Below are 22,372 nucleotides of genomic sequence, written 5' to 3' on the forward strand. Positions count from 1 at the left end.
CTCTCCCTTTGGTAGAGGGCTAGGGTGAGGGGCTTTTGACTTACGGCGTGACGATATTGAACTGCGGCCCGAACGTATCCAGGCTGCCCATCAATAATCCGAATTTCTGACCATTGCCCTGCAACTTCACCAGCCCTGTTTGCATCGCCGTCGGGAAGTCCAATTGCTTCAGGCTGATCTTCTCCAGCGTATCGCGGCTCAGGCTGACGCTCGCATCCGCCGCCGGATTCAAGCCGGCGCGGTGAGTCAGCACGCCATTGCGCAGGGTCAGGGTGAAATCCCTTTGCACATCGTCGAACGTCCAGTTCAGCGTCAGGTCATGGGCCACGGCTTTGTCGCTGTCCAGGCGTACCGCGAGGTAGTCGAAGAACATTTCCGGACTCATCGCCCGGACCATGTCCACCGATACGGTATTGGCAGACTGCGGTGGTACGCCGTTGCGCAGTTCCATCGCACCGGTCAGGTACATGTTGCGCCAGGTGGCGTTCTCGCTTTGATAACCCAACTGCTCCAGCGTCTCGGCTTGAGCGTTGCGGGCATCCGCGTTGTCCGGATCGGCGAACAGCAACTGGTTGCCCAACTGCGCGGCCCATCGGTAGTCAGCACTGGCCATCGCACTGCGCATTTTTTCCAGCACCGACGCGGCACCGCCCATGGCCTCGACCGAGCGTTTAGCCGCATCGACCGGCGGCAGCGGGTTGAGGTTGGCCGGGTTGCCGTCGTAGAAACCCATGTAACGCTGATACACCGCGCGCGTATTGAAACTCAGCGAGCCGTAATAACCACGGGTGTACCACTTCTGATCGAGCGAGCCGGGCAGTTTCTTGATTGCTTCGGCAATTTCCAGCGGCGTCAGACCCTGGTTGAGCAAGTGCAGGGTGCGGTCGTTGATGAAGGCGTACATGTCACGCTGATCGGCGAGCAAAGTACGAATCCGCTCGCCACCCCAGGTCGGCCAGTTGTGTTGGGCGAACAGCACGTCGGCCTTGTCACCATAGCGCGCCAGGCTGTCATCGAGGTATTGCGACCAGGCTTTGGCATCGCGTACTTGCGCGCCGCGCGGGGTGAGGATGTTGTGCATCATCTGCGTGGCGTTTTCGGCCATGCACAAGGCTTTCAGCTGCGGTAGATAAAGGTTCATTTCCGCTGGCGCTTCGGTGCCTGGGGTCAGCTGGAATTCGACTTGCAGGCCAGCGATGATGCGGGTTTCCAACGGCTCGGCAATCAGATCGGTTGGCGCGATCAGTGTGACCGTGCCACCGCTGGGCGCGCTCTTGCCGAGGCCAGCGTCGACCTGGCCTTTTTCACTGCGCGGCAACAGGCTGCCGAACTGGTACTGCGCGCGGCGGCTCATGGCGTTGCCGGCCATGACGTTTTCGCTCATGACGTGTTCCATGAAGCCGACCGGCGCGTAGACCTTGACCTTGCCGGACTTGACATCGGCCTCGTCGATCACCCCGCGCACGCCGCCGAAATGATCGACATGGGTGTGGCTGTAGATCACCGCGACGACCGGTTTGCGCGGGCGATTGACGTAGTACAGATCCAGCGCCGTCCTGGCGGTTTCGGCCATGGTCAGCGGATCGATGATGATCAGCCCGTCGTCACCTTCGATGATGGTCATGTTGGCCAGGTCGAGGCCGCGCACCTGATACAGCTTGGGGCTGACCTCGAACAGACCGGCGTGGGCATTGAGCTGGGCCAGCCGCCACAGGCTCGGATTGACCGATTCCGGCGCCTTGTCTTTGGCGAGGAAATCATAGGCATTGACGTTCCAGATGACTTTGCCGGCGGCATCCTTGATCTGACCCTTGAACGGTGCGATCAAGCCTTTGCTGACGGATTCGAAATCGGTGCGGTCGCTGAAAGGCAGGGTTTGCAGCACGGCAGCGTTGCTTGCGGCGGTTTGCACGCTCGGCGCCACCGGACCGTCAGCAGCGAGCAACGGCTGGCTCAGGCAAGTGGTGATCAGGCAGGTCAGCAGGCCACGCGGGCTCAGGATGAAACGGGGCATGGGTGTCTCCGGTTTTATTATCGTTATGGCCGAACAGCCAGCAGCTTAAGGCGCGGCGCTGGGTTGACGATGATCATCAGCGGACAAAAACCATTCAGGGCCGCTATCCTAGGCCCAGGTTCACTGATCGGGTTTGCCCATGCTTGAGGTTCGCGACGTTTTCAAAAGCTATGCCACGCCACAGGGATTGTTGCCGGTGCTGCAAGGCGTCGACCTGACGCTGGAGGCCGGTGGCAGCCTGGCGCTGATGGGCGAATCGGGCAGTGGCAAAAGCACGCTGCTGCATCTGGTGGCGGGGCTGGACAAGGTCGACAGCGGCAGCATCCGCAGCGGTGAACATCGTCTGGAAGCCATGAGCGAAGCGCAACTGGCCAACTGGCGACGTACGGAAATCGGTCTGGTGTTTCAGCAGTTCAACCTGATCGGCAGTCTGCGCGTGGAAGACAATCTGGCCTTTCAGGCGCGCCTCGCCGGGCGCCATGAGCCGCGCTGGCAAGCGCATCTGGTGCAGCGTCTGGGTCTGGGCGATCTGCTCTCGCGGTATCCCGAGCAACTCTCCGGCGGTCAGCAGCAACGAGTCGCTTTGGGCCGGGCATTGGCTTCGCAGCCGAAATTGCTGTTGGCCGATGAACCCACCGGCAGCCTCGATGAAGCGACCAGCGATGAAGTGCTGCGGCTGTTGCTGGAATTGCTCGATGACACGCCGACGACCCTGCTGATGGTCACCCACAGTCAGCGCGTCGCGGCGCGATTGGCCCAGCGTGTGGTGTTGTCGAACGGGCGGGTCGCCTGATGATCTGGCGGCAAACCCTGCGCGCGCTGCTCAGCCACTGGCGGCGCCATCCCGTGCAGTTTTTCAGCGTGCTGACCGGGTTGTGGCTGGCCACCAGTCTGCTCACTGGCGTCGAGGCGCTGAACAGTCAGGCACGTGACAGCTACGCGCGGGCCAGCCAGATGATCGGCGGCGAACCACAGGCCAGCCTGAGCACGCCGAATGGGTCGCTGTTTCCACAGCGTTGGTTTATCGAATTGCGCCGTCAGGGCTGGCCGGTGTCACCGGTGTTGCAGGGCCGGCTGACGCTCAAGGGCCAGGAAGACCAGCGGATTCAGGTGATGGGCATCGAGCCGGTATCGCTGCCGACGGATTCGGCAGTGGCCGGGCAGGCGATGCCGATCGAGCGCATCGTCGAATTTTTCAGCCCGCCGGGCAGCACCTGGATTTCCCCGGACACGATGCAAATGCTCGGCTTGCGCGAAGGCGATACACCGCAAACCGTGAACGGCCAGACCCTGCCGCCACTGCTCGCGCAGAAGGACATGGCGCCGGGCCTGTTGCTGGTCGACATCGGCGTAGCGCAGCGCCTGCTCGAACAACCCGAGCAATTGTCGCGACTGCTGCTGCCCAAAGATTTTCATCAGGAATTACCGGCCAGTTTCAATGATCGCTTGCAGCTCAAGAGCAGCGGCGAAGAAAACAACCTCGCGCGGCTGACCGAGAGCTTTCACCTCAATCTTGATGCCCTTGGATTTTTGTCATTTCTGGTCGGCCTGTTCATCGTCCACGCCGCCATCGGCCTCGCTCTGGAACAGCGCCGAGGTTTGCTGCGCACCTTGCGCGCCTGTGGCGTCAGTGCACGAATGCTGATCGCATGTCTGGTGGTTGAACTGGGTGTGCTGGCGCTGATCGGCGGATTATTCGGTGTGATCAGCGGCTATTGGCTGGCCAGCGTGCTGCTGCCGGACGTCGCCGCCAGCCTGCGCGGTTTATATGGCGCGGAAGTGGCGGGGCAGTTGCGCCTGAGTCCCTGGTGGTGGTTCAGCGGCATAGGGCTGAGCCTGCTCGGCGCGTTGCTGGCCGGGGCCAACAGTCTGCTGCGGGCGGCGCGCCTGCCGTTGCTGGCGGTGGCCGATCCGCAGGCGTGGCATCAACAGTATTCGCGCTGGTTGCGCCGACAGGGTTGGCTGGCGACAGCGCTGCTGACAATTGCGCTGGCGGCGCTGATCTGGGGCGACACCCTGAGCAGCGGTTTCGTGCTCATGGCCGGGCTGTTGCTCGGTGCCGCGCTGGCCTTGCCGGTGTTGCTCAGCGCGTTGTTGAACCCGTTGCTCGGGCGCAGTCGTTCGGTGCTCGGCCAGTGGTTTCTCGCCGACTGCCGCCAGCAACTGCCAGCCCTGAGTCTGGCGCTGATGGCGCTGCTGTTGGCGCTCGCCGCCAATATCGGCGCCGGTAGCATGACCGCCGGTTTTCGCCAGACCTTCAACGACTGGCTCGAACAACGCCTGAGCGCCGAGTTGTACATCAACCCGGCCAATCCGGCGCAGGCCCGCGAGATGCACAGTTGGCTCAAGCAGCAGCCCGACGTGACCGCTGTGCTGCCCAACTGGCAGGTTTCGGTGACGCTGCAAGGCTGGCCGGCCGATGTCTACGGCATCATCGACCACTCGTACTATCGCCAGCATTGGCCGTTGCTCGACAGCAGTGGCAGCGATCCGTGGGGCAAACTGGCCACGGACGATGCGGTGATGCTCAGCGAACAACTGGCGCGACGCCTGAAAGTGAAGCCGGGCGAGCATCTGAACATTCCCACGCCGAACGGCACATGGTCGCCGCGCATCGTCGGCATCTACGCCGACTACGGCAATCCGAAGGGGCACGTGCTGATCAGCAGTGAGCACCTGCTGCGCGGATGGCCGCAACTCACGCCGAACCGCTTCAATCTGCGTATCGACCCAGCGCAGATTCCGGCGCTGCTCAACGCCTTGCAGGCGCGTTTTGCGCTGGATGACAACCGCATCGTCGATCAGGCGCGGCTCAAGGGCTGGTCGGTGCAAGTCTTTGAACGCACATTTGCTGCGACAGCAGCTTTGAACAGCCTGACCCTGGCCGTGGCGGGTGTGGCGCTGTTCATCAGTCTGCTCACTCAGAGCCAGAGTCGCCTCAGTCAGCTCGCACCGCTGTGGGCGCTGGGCGTTACACGCAAACAATTGATGCTGCTCAACCTCGGTCAGACCTGGCTGCTTGCCGTATTGACGTTGCTGTTGGCGCTGCCGTTGGGAATCGCCCTGGCGTGGTGCCTCGATGCGGTGATCAACGTGCAGGCGTTCGGCTGGCGACTGCCGCTGCGGGTGTTCCCGTTGCAGTTGTTGCAACTGATGGGCCTGGCCTTGCTCGCGACTTTACTGGCTTCGGCATGGCCGCTGTATTCGCTGTACCGCACACAACCGGCGGACTTGCTGAGGACATTTGCCCATGAGGACTAAATGGCTCGTGCTGATGATTGCGCTGCTGCTCGCTGGCTGCGATCAGCCTGCACCCGAGGAAAAGGGTTTTGCCGGCATGGGCGATCAGGCGCAATCCTTCACCCCGGTGGTGCCCGGTCGGGTATTCAGCTTTCCGGCCGATCATGGCGCGCATGATGGTTTTCGCATTGAGTGGTGGTACGTCACCGCCAACCTCAAGGATCAGCAGGGCAATGACTTCGGCGTGCAATGGACGCTGTTTCGCAGCGCCCTGAAACCCGTCGCCGAGCAGGCCGGTTGGGGCAACCAAACGATCTGGCTGGGCCATGCGGCAGTCACTTCGCGCTCGGTGCATCATGCCGCCGAGCGCTACGCCCGGGGCGGAGTAGGCCAGGCCGGCGTGCGCTTGGCGCCGTTCGAGGCGTGGATCGATGACTGGATGTTTGCCAGTCAGGCGCAGGATCCGTTGAGCGATATGCAACTCAGTGCTCGTGACAAGAATTTCGCTTATCAACTGCGCCTTACCTCCAGCCGACCGCTGGTGCTGCAGGGCGACAACGGTTTCAGCCAAAAATCCGAAGAAGGCCAGGCGTCGTATTACTACAGCCAGCCATTTTTCCAGGCCAGCGGCACGCTGCAGATCGACGGCCAGACCTACACCGTCAGCGGCCCGGCGTGGCTCGATCGCGAGTGGAGCAGTCAGCCACTCACCGCCAATCAAACTGGCTGGGACTGGTTCTCGCTGCATCTGGACAGCGGCGAACACGTGATGCTTTATCGCATGCGGCAGAAGACCGGCGCGCCTTATCTGACCGGCACCTGGATCGCCGCTGACGGGCAGATTCAGACGTTGCGCAGCGAGCAGATCAGCCTTGTGCCGCAGGATACGGCCAAGGTTGCTGATCGGCCGATGCCGGTGAAATGGTCGATCCGCATTCCTGACAAGAAACTCGATATCAGCGTTGACGCGATCAACCGCAATGCGTGGATGGATTTGCGTATTCCCTATTGGGAAGGGCCGGTGAAGGTCGATGGCAGCCATCCTGGCCAAGGCTATCTGGAAATGACCGGGTATTAACGGCGGCACCGCTTTCTTCCCTGTGGGAGCGAGCCTGCTCGCGAAAGCGTCAGCGCTGTGACCGCTGAGTTAACTGACTGGAACTCTCGCCAGCGCTCTCCGCTCTACCCAGAAACCCGCCATTTTCGGACTCACCCATGAGCGACGACCTGCAACCCCCAGACCTCGACACCTGGCAGCGCCTGTTCGACGATCAAGCCTACTGGCAGAACTCCCCTGACGCTCACTACCTCGATCTGCAACGCATCGCCGATGACCTGCTCGGCCAAGGCGCAATCGATCTTGAGCAATGGCAGTTGATGCGCGCCAAAGCCGACGATCTGCACAAGCAGTCACCCGAGGTCAACGTCGCCCGCGAACTCGAAGATCCCGAAGCCTGAGGACTCCTGCCATGAATACCACCAGCAACCAGAACGACAACCCCGACGAACCACGCCCGGCCGGTGAAACCGAGCGCGACAATGATGCCTTGCGCCCGACCGATCCCAAGCAGCGGCAGGACAGCGGCAAGGGCACGCCGAGTGGCGAATCCACCGCCCAAGAGACCGCCAAGCCACACACCCGAGGGCCACAAACCCAAGTCAAGCCCTGAACAGCGTCTATGCTCACTGGCACGCCCGTCGCTGAAGTCGTTCTGGTGGCGGGTGTCGCCATTTCATCACAGGGAAAGTAATGCATATGAAGCTCGACGCTCTGGCCAAGGCCATCACTCTCGCAACGCTGCTTTCTGTCACGAGTTTCGGCGCTCTGGCTGCCGACATTCCGTTATCCGCCGTCGTTGAGGCCGATTCCGTTACCACCAAAGTGCTCGCTGTCGACCCGGCCAATCACCAGGTCGTGCTGGAAGGCCCCGAGGGACGTCAGGTCCACGTTCAGCTCAGCGACAAAGCGAAAAATCTTGCCAATCTCAAAGTAGGGGACCTGGTGAAGATCGAGGTGCAGCGATCTGTCGCCGCTTATCTCGATACAGACGTGGATAAAGGTCTGCCAGGCACCACCGAACGTACCGGCGAACTGCGCAAGGCCCCGGGCAGCGATAACCCGGGCGGCGAGGGCTATCGTCAGGTTCAGGTGCAGCTGAAAATCAGCAAAATCGATTTGAAGACCAATCAGGTCACCCTCCAAGATCCGTCCGGACAATCGAAGACGCTCGATGTGAAGAAGCCGGAGATTCAGGCCAAGTTGAAAGATCTGAAAGTAGGGCAGAGCGTTATTGTCACTTATACCGATATCCTGAAAGTGACCAGTCAGCACGATAGTTGAGTATTAACTCTACAAGTTTATTGCTCTTGTACAACTTTATGTATGAGAGCAATCATATAAAGGTTTTTGTAAGACAATTCCCGGGATAAATCGGCAAAACACAGTTTTTAACTTTTCAGTGCAAAAATTTCATGTTTGCCCAGGACGACAGGTCCACTTGTTTGAATTAAAATCCTCGGCGTTCGCCCAGTGTCAGGGCTCTTTACCGGTGCAAGGATTGCCAGGCCGTAACACTGGGCGAACTCCACTACTGACGAAAGTTGTATACAGAATCTGCAAACAAAAAGGGCGACTTTGCAGTCGCCCTTTTTTATTGTTTTCGATCAAGTCGAAGCTTGCATACCGGTTTTGCCATGCTGCCCCTGCAAGCGCTTGAGTGTCTGCTGGTACATTTTTGTACGGCGATGATCCTTGCCATATGTGCCTGCCGCCGCGACGGTGCCGGCCTGGATGTGATCAAGGTAGCGGAAGATCTTCCGCGGCGAGAGAAACCTGACGCCATAGCCCAACCCGACCATTCGATCCTGAAGCGTGTAACCAGGCACCTCCTCATCCATGCAGAAGTGCAGCCCGAGCGACTTCATCAAACGTGCATTCCACAGCGTACAGAAACTTTTCAGATGCGTTTCTTTATACGGGCGTGGTGGTTTCGAACGCAGGCCGAAATGAACTTTTAGCCGACGAACATGATGTTTGCAGAACCGCGAAGTTAACCGCCAGGTATCACGCAGTAACCCACGATCAAGTTGCTCAACACAACCCACCGCCGCCATGTCCGCACTTTTCGTGCATTCGCGCATCATCATCGCGAACACTTCCATGTCGTAGACAAAGGTATCGGTGTGCAGCAGAAACAAATAATCGGTCTCAACTTTCGCCAAGGCCAGATCCAGCGCCTTGCCATGGGCAATATGCCCCATTTCCTTACCGGGCGACGGCCGCTCGATCAGATTGATCCAGTCCAGCGAACGCAAATAATCGAGGCTGGCATCCGCCGAATCGTTATCCACCACCCACACTGGAATGCCCTGCGCCTGAACATGCTCGCGCAACAGTTCCAGACACATGCGGGTGATGTCCGGGGTTTTGTAATTGACCAGAACAAGACTGAAGTCGGGATGCGGCTGGGTAGGCAGATCGAAGGCTTTCATGTCGGAGGGACTCATCACGGCTCAAGACGACAGGTTGATGAGCCGGGATGCTAGCGGGGGAAGCTTAGGTGAAGCTTAATTTGCCGATCTGATTGGTTTGTGAAAACAAGCGGGATAATTCAGATCCGACATTGTTTTCCAATAGATGCAGCGACCATTTGGTTTTGTCGCTTGTCCTGAACGGCGGTCCATCCGCAAAACCTGTGGGAGCGAGCCTGCTCGCGAAGGCGTCTTTCCAGTCACATCATCGGCGACTGTTACACCGCTATCGCGAGCAGGCTCACTCCTACAGTAGAGCGGTGCAAAATTCAGGTGAGTTTGATCCGCAGCACTTCGGCACATTCCTCAATCGACCGCCGTTGCGTCTCGGCGTACAACCCCAACTCATCAATGGTCGAACGCCCCAGCGCCTGTTCGAAAGCATGTCGATTGGAGTGTTCGGCGTAATGCGCCTGTGCGGCATCCCCCAGGTTCGACTGAAAAATCCCCGCTGCGCTCACCGGCAGGAAATCTTCGTACACCAGCGGCTCCGCTTTCACATAGCCTTCGCGCAATAAATCCTCCAGTGACGATTCGCCAAGTCCGTGCGGCGCGATGCCCTTTTCCGTAGCGAAATAACGAAAGTACGCCAGCCCCTGTTCGCGCATGCCCTCGATGCTGTCAGGAAATTCGGCAAAGTGCTGCGTCATCAGCGCGTCGTAGCGTGCGGCATTGGCTTCATTGGGGACGTCGCCCAGTTCATCGCGAGCGGCATTCAACAAGCGGTCATACAGCGCGCGACCCTTGGGTGTCAGAGCTGCGCCGCGTTGTTCGATTTCGCCGAAGCGCGCGCTGTGGCTGCCACGGGTTTCGGGCTGATCGGTGAAGGCGATCGGCTCGTCCAGCGCCTTGAAACTGGTCTGGCGCAGCAGGATAGGGCAGTTGCGGCGTGGTGGACCTTCGATCACCGCTTTGGGTGTGATGCCATGGGCAGGCATCTGCTCCTGCACGGTGTCGATGTCCAGCGTGCGTGGGGTCAGGTGGTTGATGTGCGGGCCTTTGAACGCAACGACATCGGCGATCAAGCGGTGCTGAGCGCTGAGTTTTTGGTATTGCGCGGCACTGACGGTGGCGCTGTGGTGCCAGCGAAAAGTCTCCAGTGCCTGTCGGACGAATTCTGCGGCTTCGTCGTCATTCAGTCCGCCTGCCGTTTCCGCCTGTTCAATCAGGCGCAACGCCTCTTCAGTAAAAATCGAACGACGGGCCAGTACCGACTCGGCAAACGAACGCAATTCAGCGTCTTCAATCAGCTCCAGGCGCAGCAACGAGGTAAACACGCGAAACGGGCTGACCTGCAGCGCTTCTTCATGCACCGCGCGAAACGCCGTTGAATGCACCGGCACACCCGCTGGGGTCAGGTCGTAATAACCCACCGGTTGCATGCCCATCACCGCGAACAGGCGGGCGAGGGTGGCCAGTTCGGTCGCGGTGCCGACGCGGATAGCGCCGTGGCGTTCCATGTCCAGGCGTTCGATTTCGCCGGTGCGCTTGAGCTGTCCGGCGATGTCAGGCTGACGTGCCAGCACTTCGCGATTGGTTTTCTCCACCAGTTCCATCAGCGCGCCGTACAGCGGCACCTCTTCGCGGTACATGTCGGACATCGCTCGGGAGAAGCGTTGGCGGATCAGGTCGGGGCTGACGAACGGCTGCACGGTCATGAAAAAAATTCCTGCCACGGTGACGAAATGGATGCCCGAAAAGATCGCAGCCTTCGCCCACGCGGGCAAACGAAGAATCCTACGAACTTCATTCTGCCAACGACTGATCCACCAGCTCGATCCAGTGTCTGACCGGCGTGCGCCCGGCGCTCGCCAGATGGCTCTGACAGCCCACATTGGAAGTGACGATCAACTCGGGCCGGCCGCTTTCCAGAGCGTTGAGTCGCTGGTCACGCAGTTGCCGCGCCAGCACCGGTTGGGTCAGCGAGTAAGTGCCCGCCGAGCCGCAGCACAAATGGCCATCCGGTACCGGCGTGAGGTTGAAGCCGAGTCGGGTCAGCACTGTTTCCACGGCGCCGCCGAGTTTCAGTGCGTGCTGCAAAGTGCACGGGCAATGCACGGCGATGCGCCGTTCGCTGGCGGCGCAGACCTGTTCCAGCGGTTCCTGCGCGATGACTTGCACCAGGTCCCGAGTCATTTCGCTGATCTGCCGGGCTTTCAACGCGTAGATCGGATCGTCCGCAAGCAAATGCCCGTAATCCTTGATGAACGCGCCACAACCGCTGGCCGTTTGCACGATGGCTTCGGCGCCATTCTGCAAGTGCGGCCACCAGGCGTCGATGTTCTGTCGAGCGCGGTCGAGACCTTTGGCCTGGGCGTCGAGGTGATAGTCGAGCGCGCCGCAGCAACCCGCCTCGCTCACCGGAGTGACGCTGATGCCCAGACGATCGAGCACCCGCGCGGTCGCGTCATTGGTGTTCGGCGACAGACCCGGTTGCACGCAGCCTTCGAGCAACAACACCCGGCGCGCATGCCGAGGAGCGGGGCGCGACCCCATAACACCCAAGTGTTGCGGCAGTTTGCTTTCCAGCAGGCGCGGCAGCAGCGGTCGAAAGGTCGCGCCCATGCGCAGCAAGCCTTTGAACAAACCGGGATTGGGCGCCAACGCACGCAAGCCTTCGCGCAGCAAGCGCTGGGCGGCCGGGCGCGGCACCGCGCTGTCGACCACCGCACGGCCGATGTCGAGCAGGTTGTGATAATCGACGCCGGACGGGCAGGTGGTTTCGCAGTTGCGACACGACAGGCAGCGATCCAGATGCAGCTGCGTCTGCTCGGTGGCCGGTGCGCCTTCCAGCACTTGCTTGATCAGGTATATGCGCCCGCGCGGCCCATCGAGTTCATCGCCGAGCAATTGATACGTCGGGCACGTCGCGTTGCAAAAGCCGCAGTGCACACAGGTGCGCAGGATCTTTTCCGCTTCGCCAGCCCGGGGCAGTTGCCGCGATTGCTCGCTGAGGGTGGTTTGCATGGCTAGACCTCCGCGTACATGCGTCCGGGGTTGAACAGCCCTTGCGGGTCGAGTTGTGCCTTGAGTTGCCGGTGGTAGCGCAACAGGGTTGGCGCCAAGGGTTGAAACGGCGAGTCGGTGGCACCGTGGGTAAAGCACGTTGCATGGCCGCCCAAGGAATGGGCGAGTGCGTGAATCTCAGAGCTTTCGGATTTCACCCAGCGTTGCGCGCCGGCCCAGTCGATCAGTTGCTCGCCGGGCAACTCGAGAGGGCCGAGATTGTTCGGCAATGACAGGCGCCACAGCGGCAAACCTTCGTCGAAAAAACTCAGGCGCTGTTCGTTGAGGTCGCGCCAGAAAACCGAGTCCAACGGCTCACCACCGAGCCGTTGATGCGCCGCCGTTACCGAACCTTCGCCGCCTTCCAGACGCAGATACAGACTCTGGCCATCGTGACATGCCGCGCTGATCGGCAGCGGTTGCTGGCCCCATTCGGCAAGTTTGCTCAAGGCCCGAGCGCAGTCGATATCGAGGCGAATGCTCAGGCACTGGCGCGGTTTCGGCAGGACTTTCAGCGACACTTCGGTGAGTACGCCGAGGCAACCGAAACTGCCGGCCATCAGTCGCGACAGGTCATAACCGGCGACGTTTTTCATCACTTCGCCACCGAAGCGCAGATGCTGACCGAGGCCGGTGATCACCCGCGTGCCGAGAACGAAGTCGCGCACCGAGCCGGACCACGGCCGGCGTGGTCCGGACAGTCCCGTAGCGACCATGCCGCCGACCGTGGCGCTGTCGGCAAAGGATGGCGGTTCGCAGGGCAACATTTGCCCGGCCTCATCCAGCGCCGCGAGCAGCTCGGACAACGGCGTGCCGGCACGTGCGGTGACCACCAGTTCGGTCGGATCGTATTGAACGATGCCGCGATGAGCACGGGTGTCGAGCACTTCGCCGGCCACCTCGCGACCGAGAAACGCCTTGCTGTTGCCGCCCTGAATCTTCAGTGGCGTGGCATTGGCCCGCGCGGCGTTGACCTGATCGAGCAGGGCGTTGGCGGCATCGAAATCAGCCATCAGAATCGCTCCAGCTCGGGGAAGGGCAGTTGCCCGGCGTGAATGTGCATCGCGCCGAATTCGGCGCAGCGGTGCAGGGTCGGAATGTTCTTGCCGGGATTGAGCAGGCCCTGCGGATCGAACGCGGCTTTCACCGCATGAAACAGCAGTAACTCGTCGCTGTTGAACTGCGCGCACATCTGATTGATTTTTTCGCGGCCGACGCCGTGCTCGCCGGTGATGCTGCCGCCTACCTTGACGCACAGTTCGAGGATCTTGCCGCCCAACGCCTCGGCCCGATGCAGCTCCCCTGGCTGGTTGGCGTCGAACAGAATCAGCGGATGCATGTTGCCGTCGCCGGCATGGAACACGTTGGCCACGCGCAAGCCATATTCCTCGCCGAGGCTAGCGATACCTTGCAGCACAGCGGGCAATTCGCGGCGCGGGATGGTGCCGTCCATGCAGTAATAATCCGGCGACAACCGGCCGATCGCCGGAAACGCGTTTTTGCGCCCGGCCCAGAAACGCACACGCTCGGCCTCGTCCTGGGCCTGGCGCACTTCAGTGGCGCCGGCCGCTGTCATGACTTCCCGTACGCGCTGGCAATCGTCGTGCACGTCGGCTTCGACGCCGTCGAGTTCGCACAACAGAATCGCCTCGGCGTCGACCGGGTAACCGGCGTGGATAAAGTCTTCGGCGGCGCGAATGGCCAGGTTGTCCATCATTTCCAGACCACCCGGAATGATCCCGGCAGCGATGATTTCGGCAACCGCGCGGCCGGCCTTTTCCACTGAATCGAAACTGCCGAGCAGGACCTTGGCGACTTGCGGTTTGGGCAGCAGTTTCACCGTGACTTCGGTGATGATCCCCAGCAGGCCTTCGGAGCCGGTGAACAAGGCGAGCAGGTCAAAACCGGCTGAATCGAGCGCCTCGGAGCCCAGCGTCAGACGTTCGCCCTCGATGGTCAGTACTTCGATTTTCAACACGTTGTGCACGGTCAGGCCGTACTTGAGGCAATGCACGCCACCAGCGTTTTCCGCGACGTTGCCGCCGATCGAACAGGCGATCTGCGACGACGGATCCGGTGCGTAATACAAGCCAAATGGGGCCGCCGCCTGGGAGATAGCAAGATTGCGCACCCCCGGCTGAACCCGCGCGATACGTGCAGCGGGGTCGATGTGCAGAATGTTGTTGAATCGCGCCATCACCAGCAGCAGGCCCTTTTCCAGTGGCAGGGCGCCGCCGGACAACCCAGTGCCGGCACCCCGCGCGACCACGGGCACGTTGTTCTGATGGCAGAGTTTCAGCAGGGTTTGCACTTGCTCCAGGCGCCGGGGCAGGGCGACCAGCATCGGCGTGGTGCGGTAGGCGGAGAGACCGTCGCATTCGTAGGGTTTGAGTTCATCTTCGCGCCAGAGGATGTCCAGGTCCGGCAGGGCTTGTTGCAGGGCCTTGAGCAATTCGCCCTTGTTCACCTCGGGCAACGGACCGTCGAGGCGTTCGTCGTAAAGGATGTTCATGGGAACGCCAACCTTCTGTCTCCGCTGATCGTTCCCACGCAGAGCATGGGAACGATCAGGTGCGCAACCTGGGGCATTGCGAGTATCCATCTTCATCGCTGTCGTTCCAGAAACTCCCCGTACAGGCGCGCGGTATTTCCCGGCTGTTCGACCATCGGCATGTGCCCGACGTGATCCCACACATCCACTTCGAGATTGGCGATGCCTTTGCTCCACACCGGCACGCTGCTGACGTCGATCAGGCGATCCTTGCGCCCCCACAGCAACAGCGCCGGGCATTTGATCTCGGCCAGTTTCGGCTCCATCGGCGGGCTGGCGCGGAAGTCGCGGAAGATTTCTTCGAGCTCGTCACGTTGTTGCTCATAGCGCTGGGCGACGGCGTCCAGCACCAGTTTCGGTACCCACGGCGGCGACTCCATGGTCATCGCGTAGAAGCGCTGAAATTCTTCGCGGGAATTGATCAGAAACGGATTGTGCCCGCGCGCCAGATGGCGCTCCATGTCGCTCGGCTCCGGTGCGGTGACGCCGGCCGGGTCGATCAGCGCCAGCGATGCGATCCGCTCCGGATAGGTCGCCGCCAGCCACGCGGCGATGTAGCCGCCCATGGAGTTGCCAATGACATGGACTTTCTCCACGCCGCAGACGTCGAGCAGTTGAATCATGCGTTTGGCCTGAACCGCAATGTCGTAACCGCCGCCAGCCTTGAAGCCAGTCTCACCGTGGCCGGCCAGATCCGGAATGATCACCCGATACTGACGGACGAAATGCCGGGCGCAGCGCAGCCAGAGGTTTTTGTCGGCGCTGAAGCCGTGCAGCATCAGGATCGCGCTGGACGCCTCGTACGGCCCGCCTTGCCAGGTCGACACGGTCATCTCGGCGATCGGCACTTCGATCTTGTGCAGTTTGTACAACCTGGCCTCGCTTGCCATCGCCAGGTCGTACAGCCAATGGCCGACCGCCGGGTAACTCAACCAGCTCCAGGCCACGAAAACCGCGAGTGCGACAAACAGCAAAAGCATCGACGTCTTCCTTATACGTGTTCAGGACAAAATATGGTCGGCCGGTTTCAGCGCCCGGGTCAGCAGGTGATAGCTGAAACTGAAGCCGGGAAACATCGCGATCACATGACCGCTCTTGCTCTGGTACCAACTGTGGCAACCACCGGACTTCCACACCGTGCGCTGCATTTCCCGGTGGATCATTGCAGTGTAGGTACGTTCTGCGTCACGGCGCACTTCGATGCTGCTCAGGCCTTTGGCCCGTACGGTGCGGATGCAGTCGAGGATGTAGTTCATCTGCGATTCGATGATGAACAGTGCCGAGGTGTGGCCAATGCCGGTGTTCGGCCCGGTGACGATAAACAGGTTGGGGAAATCCGGCAGGCTGGTGCCGAGGTACGCGCGCGGGTATTCGGCCCAGACATCTCTGAGTTGCACCGCGTTTTTGCCGCTGACCGGGTAGGAAATCACCCCGTCGGTGGCGTCGTAACCGGTCGACCAGACGATCAGATCAACATCGAGATGCTCACCGTCCACGGTGTTGATCCCGCTTTCGTCGATCGAAGCGATGCCGTGCTCGCGACTGTGCAACGTGACGTTGGCGCGGCTCAGCGCCGGGTAGTACGTGCTGGACACCAAAACGCGTTTGCAGCCGATGGTGAAGTCCGGAGTGAGTTTTTGCCGCAGCAGCGGGTCCGGAACCTGGCGCTTGAGAAAACGCAGCGCATGTTGTTGGACCAGATGAATCGCCGGTCTCGAGTATTTGAAGGCGATCACCCGGGTTTCGAATTGCCAGTAGATCAGCCAGCGCAGCAGCTTGTACGCCGGCTTCAGACCGAGCAGCCAGCGTTGGAAACGGCCGAATTTGCGATCGGCACGCGGCAGCACCCAATGCGGCGTGCGCTGGAATACATGCAGGTGTTCGACTTGTGGCGCAATCGCCGGGATCACCTGCGCGGCGCTGGCACCACTGCCGACGATCGCCACGCGTTTACCGCGATAGTCGTAGCTGTGATCCCAATTGTTTGTGTGAAAAGTCTTGCCTTGAAAGCGATCCATCCCAGCAAAGTGCGGGATGACCGGCTGACTCAATGGCCCGGAAGCGTTGATCAAAAACTGCGTGTGAAAGATGCCTTTGGCGCGGGTGTGCACCGTCCAGTGTTTTTCCGCCTCGTCCCACTCGACGCGCTCGACATCCGCCCCCAGCTCCACGCGCTCGCGCAAACCGAACTGCTCGATCAGCTGTTCGGTGTAGCGACGCAATTCCGCCTGTTCGGCGAACATCTGCGACCAGCGGTAGGGCGCGAATGACAGCGAATACAGCGGCGACGGGACGTCCACCGCTGCGCCGGGGTAGGTGTTCTGGCACCAGGTGCCGCCGAAGAAGTCGCGTCGCTCAAGAATGCGAAAATCGTCGATTCCGGCCTTGAGCAGGTTGACCGCCGCGCACTGGCCGCCGAAACCGCTGCCGATGATCAACACAGCGTAGGTATGCATGTGCCCCCTTTTTATAGTTGTTTTTCTATTTCCCCTCTTTCATTTATAGCCAACTCTGGGCCGCGCGTGCGGCGCTGATAGCGCTCTATTCAGGCCGCTGGCCGGTGATGGCTATTTAGCGGCGCCCTGATAGACTCCGGACACATCCTTGTCGGGATGTAACCATGCATCGCGCGGTCGAGGCCCTTATGGGAAATACGCGAGGAAAGGGACTTTCACTGGCCAGGAGGCTGTACAGGTCGCGGGTGTTCGGGCTGCTGCTCGGGCTGATGTGTGTCAGCGTGGCGATGCATGCGCTCGATCCGCCGCTGTGGGTGTGGGGCCTGATGCTGTTCAACGGCCTGGTCTGGCCGCATCTGGCCTTTCAATGGGCGCGAAGCTCGAGCGTGCCGTTTCGCGCCGAACACCGCAATTTGCTGATCGATGCATTCATGGGCGGCTTCTGGGTCGCCGCCATGCAGTTTAATCCCTTGCCCAGCGCTACCACGATTTCGATGATGGCGATGAACAACGTCGCCATCGGTGGCGGGCGTTTTTTGCTGGCGGGCACGGCGGCACAGCTATTCGGTATGGGCGTGGGGCTGGTGGTGTTTGCTCCGGCGTTCATTCCACCGACATCGCCGCTGCAGCTGTACGCCTGTTTGCCGTTGCTGTTGCTGTATCCGCTGGCGCTGGGCTGGATCTGCTTTCGCCAGGCCTCTACCCTCGGTCGGCACAAGCGCGAGCTATTGGCGTTGAGTCGCACGGATAGCCTGACCGGCCTGCTCAATCACGGCGCGTGGAAGGATCAGCTGAACCTCGCGTTCCAGCGCTGCAAACGCCAGCAGCAGGGCGCGGCGATTGCGCTGATCGACATCGACCACTTCAAAGCGATCAATGACACCTATGGGCATGTCGCTGGCGATATCGTCCTGCGCCAGTTGAGCAAACTGCTCAAACAGAATCTGCGCGCCACGGATGTGGCGGGGCGCTATGGCGGGGACGAGTTCTGCGTGATTCTGCCGGAGCTGCCACTGTTCAACGCGGCTCAGGCCATGGAAGCCTTGCGCGAGCGTTTTGCGGTGATGGGCTACGAGCAGAACCCCGCGTTGAAGGTCAGTCTGAGCATTGGCCTGGCCGCGTACGACCCGAGCCATGCCGACGCCACGCGTTGGCTGGATGAGGCCGATCAGGCGTTGTACGAAGCCAAGGCCAGTGGGCGCAATCGGGTGATCTGCAACAGCGACAACAAGCCGAGGCAGGCGCTGCTGGATTCGGTCTGACGGGCGAGCTGATACCTGTGGGAGCGAGCCTGCTCGCGAAAGCGCTGGGTCAGGCGGTATCAATATCGTTTGCCACGACGCCTTCGCGAGCAGGCTCGCTCCCACCGGGGTATGTGTTGTCGGTTAGATCAGTGTCGCATCCGCTATAGAGCCTCGTGCCGATGTCGGTTACGGTTGAATCCCTCCGACACGAAACAAGGACTGCTTCATGACGTTCTCCTTTCCCCGCTCTCTGCTGGCCGCCAGCCTCGGTCTGTCCCTCGCATTCTCGGCCGCAAACGCTGCCGAACCGCACAAACAAGTGCTCGCCGATGCCGAGCAGTATCAGCCCGAAGCCCTGAAAATGTTGGAGCGACTGGTCAATATCGACTCCGGCTCAGGTTATGAGCCGGGCCTGAAACAGGTCAGCGACATCGCCATCGATGAGCTGAAAAAGCTCGGCGCAACTATCGAACTGGTGCCGAACACCCCGGAGAAATCCAACCACGTGCTAGCCACGCTCAAAGGCACCGGCAAGGCGAAAATCCTGCTGATGGCGCACATGGACACGGTGTTCAAGGAAGGCTCCGCCGCCGAGCGGCCTTTCCACATCAAGGACGGCCGCGCCTACGGGCCGGGTGTGATGGACGACAAGGGCGGCATCGTCGCCGGCATCTACGCATTGAAAGTGCTGAAGAACCTCGACTTCAAGGATTACGCGCAGATCACCTTCCTGCTGGATGCCAGCGAAGAAACCGGCTCGGACGTCGCCACCGACCTGATCAAGAAAACCGCCAAACAGCACGACGTCACCCTCAACCTCGAACCGGGGCGCCCGGCCGATGGCCTGGTGGTGTGGCGCAAGGGCAGTGCGACGGCGCTGGTCGAAGTCAAAGGCAAGGCCGCCCACGCCGGCGTCGCGCCAGAGTTGGGACGGAACGCGGCGATGGAAGCGGCGCATCAGATTCTGCAACTGGGCAAGCTCGGTGACGAGGCGAAGAAGACCACCATCAACTTCACCGTGCTCAAGGCCGGCGATCGCACCAACGTGATTCCTGATCAGGCCACGGCCAAGGCGGATGTGCGCGCGGCAGTGCCGGAGGAATTTGATCGCATCGAGAAGGATCTGGCGCGGGTCTCGCAGGACAAGTTGATTGCCGATACCGAAGTGAAAACGTCCTTGCAGCGCGGTTTGCCGCCGATGCCGCAGACCGCTGAGTCCGATCGCTTGATGGCCATGGCTCAAGGCATTTACGGCGAAATTGGCCGCAAGCTGACCGAGGAGGGCAGTGGTGGCGCGGCGGATGCCAGTCTGTCCGCAGGCGTAGGGACGCCGACGCTGGATGGCTTCGGCATTGTCGGCGGCAATATTCATACGCCGGAGGAATATGCCGAAGTGGCGAGCGTGGCGCCGCGGATTTACCTGTTGTCGCGGATGATCATGGAGTTGGCCAAGCCGCGGTGATGGGGTTGGTGGTGTGAATGCTTGGGATGGGGTGTCAGTTGACTCACCCCTCACCCTAGCCCTCTCCCCCAGGAGAGGGGACTGACCGTGTTGTTTATAGTCAATGCGGCAAGCTTAAGATTTTCTGCTGAATTCAATTTCGCATTCAACACGGTCCACCACGTCGGCGCAGATCCAGAGCATTCCCCAATCAGTCCCCTCTCCCTCTGGGAGAGGGCTAGGGTGAGGGGCTTTTGTGGGAAAAGTGGCAGTCGAGGACGGCGCACAAAAAATACCGAAAAGTCCGACAGAAGCTCTCGTTGCGGCCGTCGGGCGCGGCTCTTATAGTCTCGGTTCGCAGATAACCCTGCGACGATCTTGGCCGGTCGAATACAGAACCTGACCTTTCTGGAGTGAACTCTATGACCGACCAAGTAATGCCGCGCTATCTCCCCATCGACACCTACGACGCCGAATCCCCGGTGCTCTTCATCAATACCCACACTGAACTCAGCGACATGGCCGCCTGTGCGATGCACCGGTTTTTGGTCGTGCGCGATCTGGCCGACACTTTCGCCAGCCTCAACCTCAAGGGCATCTCCGATTGTGATCTGACGCGGGTGACCAGCGCGGTTCATCTGCTGATGCGCGAGGGCTGCGCGATTCTGAATGTGATTCAGGCGCGGGCGGCGCAGCGGGAGGAGGGGTATAAGACGCCGGTTTAGCGGTGCCGCAATAGACGCTTTCGCGAGCAGGCTTGCTCCCACAGGGGACCGCATTTCAACTGTGGGAGCGAGCCTGCTCGCGAAGGGGCCGGTGCAGCGTGTGCATCACTCCTTGACGCTCATGTACTCCTTGGCCCAGAGAATGTATTCCTCCGGCTGGGTATAGGTGTGGGTCAACTCGGTCGCGCTCAGGTCGGCGGCCTGGGTGAAGATCTGCCGCTGTTCGCGCAGGCTGTCGTAGGTTGCCTTGATCGCGGCGAAGTAGGCGCCGTGGCCGTCGATGGTCACGCGTACGCCGAGTTCGGCCAGGCGTTTGTCGTCGCGCAGGGCCGGGTTGCCGTAGGTGACCAACATCAGCGGCACGGTCAGATGCTCGGCGATCTGTTCCAGCTGATCGAAGTCCTGCACGCCGACCATGCAGATACCGTCAGCGCCCGCCGCCTGATATTGGCGGGTGCGGCTGATGATTTCCTGATTCGGCAGAATGCCAGCGTTGGTGCGGGCGATGATGGCCATCTCGGTGTCGACCCGGGCTTCCAGCGCCGCGCGGATCTTGCCGACGCCTTCGGCCACGGTGATCAGGTCGGTGGATTTGCGCCCGAATTGCGCGGGCAGCAAGGTATCTTCGATGGTCAGTGCAGCGACGCCAGCGCGTTCCAGTTCGACGATGGTGCGCATCACGTTAAGAGCGTTACCGTAGCCGTGGTCGGCGTCGGCGATCACTGGCAATTGGGCGACGCGGCCAATGCGCGTGGCCTGTTCGGCGAATTCGCTGAGGGTGATCAGGGCGAAGTCCGGCGCGCCAAGCACCTGCAGGGAGGCCACGGAACCGCCGAGGATACCCACTTCAAAACCAAGGTCAGCGGCGATGCGGGCGGACATCGGGTCGAATACCGAAGCCGTGTGGTAGCAGGTGTCGGAGGCCAGCAGCTGACGGAAGTTATGGCGCAAATCTTGATGGGAAAGCCTGGTCATACGAGTTCCACCAATACATAAGGAATGGAAAGGCTTGAGCAAAGGTGTCAACGCCGAAGAGTGAAAAGGCTATCACGCGAATGGGTCAAGAATCATGACGAATTTGCGCGGCAGGACTGGCGGCTGAAAGGTTTAATCTCCCGTGCCGGAAATATCAGGCCGCCACGGCATGTTGCTGTTGATGGGGCAGGAGCACTGCGCGCACTGAATTGCCTGGCTGAAGTTGCAGGCGTTTGGCAGTGAGACGATCGACAACCAGGCTATTGCCCACCAGTCGCCCGGGGGCCACGGTGATACGGCAGTTTTCCAGCCGGCGGTTGTGAATCAGCCATAGCGGCGCCTGCTCGTCCGGGGTGCCGAGGCTCAAGGTCAGTTCGAGGCTGTCGCGCACCGTGCGGATGCTGCGGATCGGCGCTTCGATGACCGGGCCACCGTCGAAAATGTCGATATAGCCTTTGTGCGTGAAGCCCTCGGCCTGAAGAATCTTCAACGCCGGCTGGGTGTTCGGGTGAGTCTGGCCTATCGCCGCCTGCGCCTGTTCGGTGAGCAGGCAGGTATATAGTGGCTGGCGCGGCATCAGTTCGGCGATAAAGGCTTTGTTGCCCAGACCGGACAAGTGATCGGCGTGGGTGAAATCCATCTGGAAGAAGTGCCGGCCAAGGCTGTCCCAAAATGGCGAGCAACCGTTTTCATCGGCACTGCCGCGCAACTCGGCGATCATCTTCTCGCCAAACAGGTGCGGAAATTCGGCGACGAACAGCAGACGACCCAGCGACAACAGGCGGCCATTGCTGCCGTTGCGCTGGTCATGGCGCAGGAACAGCGAGCACAGCTCCGATTGCCCGGTCAGTTCGTTGTTGAGGAACAACGTTGGGATCTGCCGCTGAATGCCCAGGTCCGGTGCCGAACTGACGGTCACCCCGAGCCGGTAGTTGTACCAGGGCTCGCGCAGGCCAACGGCGCCGGCCATCGCGCTGACACCGACCACGCGCTGCTCATCATCCTCGAGGACAAACAGGTAATCGGCATCGGCCCGTTCGACCTGTTCGGCGAACGCCCGTTGCGCCCAGCGCACCCGGTGCGCAAGTCGGTCCTCGTTGGCCGGAAGGGTGGTGAAACCTGGCCCGGCCTGTTCGACGAGGGTCATCAAGGCAGGCAGGTCGCTGACTTTTACCGGACGGACAATCAT

The 22,372-nt window shown here is 60.9% G+C and carries 19 protein-coding genes; 9 read left to right on the plus strand and 10 right to left on the minus strand.

The window, feature by feature from the left end; translation table 11 throughout:
• Positions 1-40: 40 nt before the first annotated feature.
• Positions 41-2,014 carry an alkyl/aryl-sulfatase gene (locus NF676_RS10665; protein WP_252887671.1) on the minus strand — a complete coding sequence of 658 codons (1,974 nt, stop codon included), beginning with the start codon at positions 2,012-2,014 and terminating at the stop codon, positions 41-43.
• A gap of 139 nt (positions 2,015-2,153) precedes the next feature.
• Here NF676_RS10665 and NF676_RS10670 point away from each other — a divergent pair, with 139 nt between their 5' ends.
• The 6 genes from NF676_RS10670 to NF676_RS10695 all read left to right on the plus strand — a co-directional run bounded on the left by NF676_RS10670 (position 2,154) and on the right by NF676_RS10695 (position 7,595).
• Positions 2,154-2,807 (plus strand): ABC transporter ATP-binding protein, encoded by a 654-nt coding sequence (locus NF676_RS10670; protein WP_016774109.1) that lies wholly within the window; start codon positions 2,154-2,156, stop codon positions 2,805-2,807.
• Positions 2,807-5,275, plus strand: a complete 2,469-nt coding sequence (locus tag NF676_RS10675; protein WP_412071890.1) for an ABC transporter permease — start codon at positions 2,807-2,809, stop codon at positions 5,273-5,275. The genes NF676_RS10670 and NF676_RS10675 overlap by 1 nt, the downstream gene beginning before the upstream one ends.
• Complete coding sequence (locus NF676_RS10680) at positions 5,265-6,332, plus strand: lipocalin-like domain-containing protein (RefSeq protein ID WP_252887672.1); 1,068 nt, start codon at positions 5,265-5,267, stop codon at positions 6,330-6,332. The genes NF676_RS10675 and NF676_RS10680 overlap by 11 nt, the downstream gene beginning before the upstream one ends.
• Before the next feature lie 137 nt (positions 6,333-6,469).
• On the plus strand, positions 6,470-6,712 hold the full coding sequence (locus NF676_RS10685) for a hypothetical protein (RefSeq protein WP_056784562.1): 243 nt from the start codon (positions 6,470-6,472) through the stop codon (positions 6,710-6,712).
• Between the two features lie 11 nt (positions 6,713-6,723).
• Complete coding sequence (locus NF676_RS10690) at positions 6,724-6,924, plus strand: hypothetical protein (RefSeq protein ID WP_056784567.1); 201 nt, start codon at positions 6,724-6,726, stop codon at positions 6,922-6,924.
• Between the two features lie 86 nt (positions 6,925-7,010).
• A complete protein-coding gene (locus NF676_RS10695; protein ID WP_252879845.1) occupies positions 7,011-7,595 on the plus strand; it encodes a hypothetical protein in 585 nt (194 codons plus the stop codon).
• Positions 7,596-7,918: 323 nt separating this feature from the next.
• Here the strand turns inward: NF676_RS10695 and NF676_RS10700 are convergent, their stop codons facing one another.
• From NF676_RS10700 to NF676_RS10730, 7 genes are all read right to left on the minus strand, one after another.
• Positions 7,919-8,746 (minus strand): glycosyltransferase family 2 protein, encoded by an 828-nt coding sequence (locus NF676_RS10700; RefSeq protein ID WP_056784574.1) that lies wholly within the window; start codon positions 8,744-8,746, stop codon positions 7,919-7,921.
• Between the two features lie 308 nt (positions 8,747-9,054).
• Positions 9,055-10,443 (minus strand): 2-oxoadipate dioxygenase/decarboxylase HglS, encoded by a 1,389-nt coding sequence (hglS, locus tag NF676_RS10705; protein WP_252887673.1) that lies wholly within the window; start codon positions 10,441-10,443, stop codon positions 9,055-9,057.
• Between the two features lie 88 nt (positions 10,444-10,531).
• Entirely contained in the window at positions 10,532-11,752 is a 1,221-nt protein-coding gene (gene glcF, locus NF676_RS10710) for a glycolate oxidase subunit GlcF (protein ID WP_252887674.1), read from the minus strand.
• 2 nt (positions 11,753-11,754) lie between these two features.
• Positions 11,755-12,804, minus strand: coding sequence for a glycolate oxidase subunit GlcE (gene glcE / locus NF676_RS10715; protein WP_252877848.1), 1,050 nt, complete (start codon positions 12,802-12,804; stop codon positions 11,755-11,757).
• Positions 12,804-14,303, minus strand: a complete 1,500-nt coding sequence (gene glcD, locus NF676_RS10720; protein WP_122880115.1) for a glycolate oxidase subunit GlcD — start codon at positions 14,301-14,303, stop codon at positions 12,804-12,806. Before glcD ends, glcE begins: the two co-directional genes overlap by 1 nt.
• A gap of 92 nt (positions 14,304-14,395) precedes the next feature.
• A complete protein-coding gene (locus NF676_RS10725; protein WP_056784590.1) occupies positions 14,396-15,322 on the minus strand; it encodes an alpha/beta fold hydrolase in 927 nt (308 codons plus the stop codon).
• A gap of 21 nt (positions 15,323-15,343) precedes the next feature.
• Positions 15,344-16,798 (minus strand): flavin-containing monooxygenase, encoded by a 1,455-nt coding sequence (locus NF676_RS10730; RefSeq protein ID WP_252887675.1) that lies wholly within the window; start codon positions 16,796-16,798, stop codon positions 15,344-15,346.
• 188 nt (positions 16,799-16,986) lie between these two features.
• Here NF676_RS10730 and NF676_RS10735 point away from each other — a divergent pair, with 188 nt between their 5' ends.
• From NF676_RS10735 to NF676_RS10745, 3 genes are all read left to right on the plus strand, one after another.
• Complete coding sequence (locus NF676_RS10735) at positions 16,987-18,060, plus strand: diguanylate cyclase (protein ID WP_150635710.1); 1,074 nt, start codon at positions 16,987-16,989, stop codon at positions 18,058-18,060.
• Positions 18,061-18,268: 208 nt separating this feature from the next.
• Positions 18,269-19,504 (plus strand): M20/M25/M40 family metallo-hydrolase, encoded by a 1,236-nt coding sequence (locus tag NF676_RS10740; protein WP_056784596.1) that lies wholly within the window; start codon positions 18,269-18,271, stop codon positions 19,502-19,504.
• A gap of 401 nt (positions 19,505-19,905) precedes the next feature.
• Positions 19,906-20,208, plus strand: a complete 303-nt coding sequence (locus tag NF676_RS10745) for a hypothetical protein (RefSeq protein ID WP_056784599.1) — start codon at positions 19,906-19,908, stop codon at positions 20,206-20,208.
• Positions 20,209-20,313: 105 nt separating this feature from the next.
• Here the strand turns inward: NF676_RS10745 and NF676_RS10750 are convergent, their stop codons facing one another.
• Together NF676_RS10750 and astA are read right to left on the minus strand one after the other, a co-directional pair.
• Entirely contained in the window at positions 20,314-21,183 is an 870-nt protein-coding gene (locus NF676_RS10750; protein ID WP_217849971.1) for an isocitrate lyase/PEP mutase family protein, read from the minus strand.
• Positions 21,184-21,337: 154 nt separating this feature from the next.
• A complete protein-coding gene (gene astA, locus NF676_RS10755) occupies positions 21,338-22,372 on the minus strand; it encodes an arginine N-succinyltransferase (RefSeq protein ID WP_041478621.1) in 1,035 nt (344 codons plus the stop codon).

Source organism: Pseudomonas siliginis (genome assembly GCF_024072275.1).
In the GTDB taxonomy this organism is placed as follows: Bacteria; Pseudomonadota; Gammaproteobacteria; order Pseudomonadales; family Pseudomonadaceae; genus Aquipseudomonas; species Aquipseudomonas siliginis.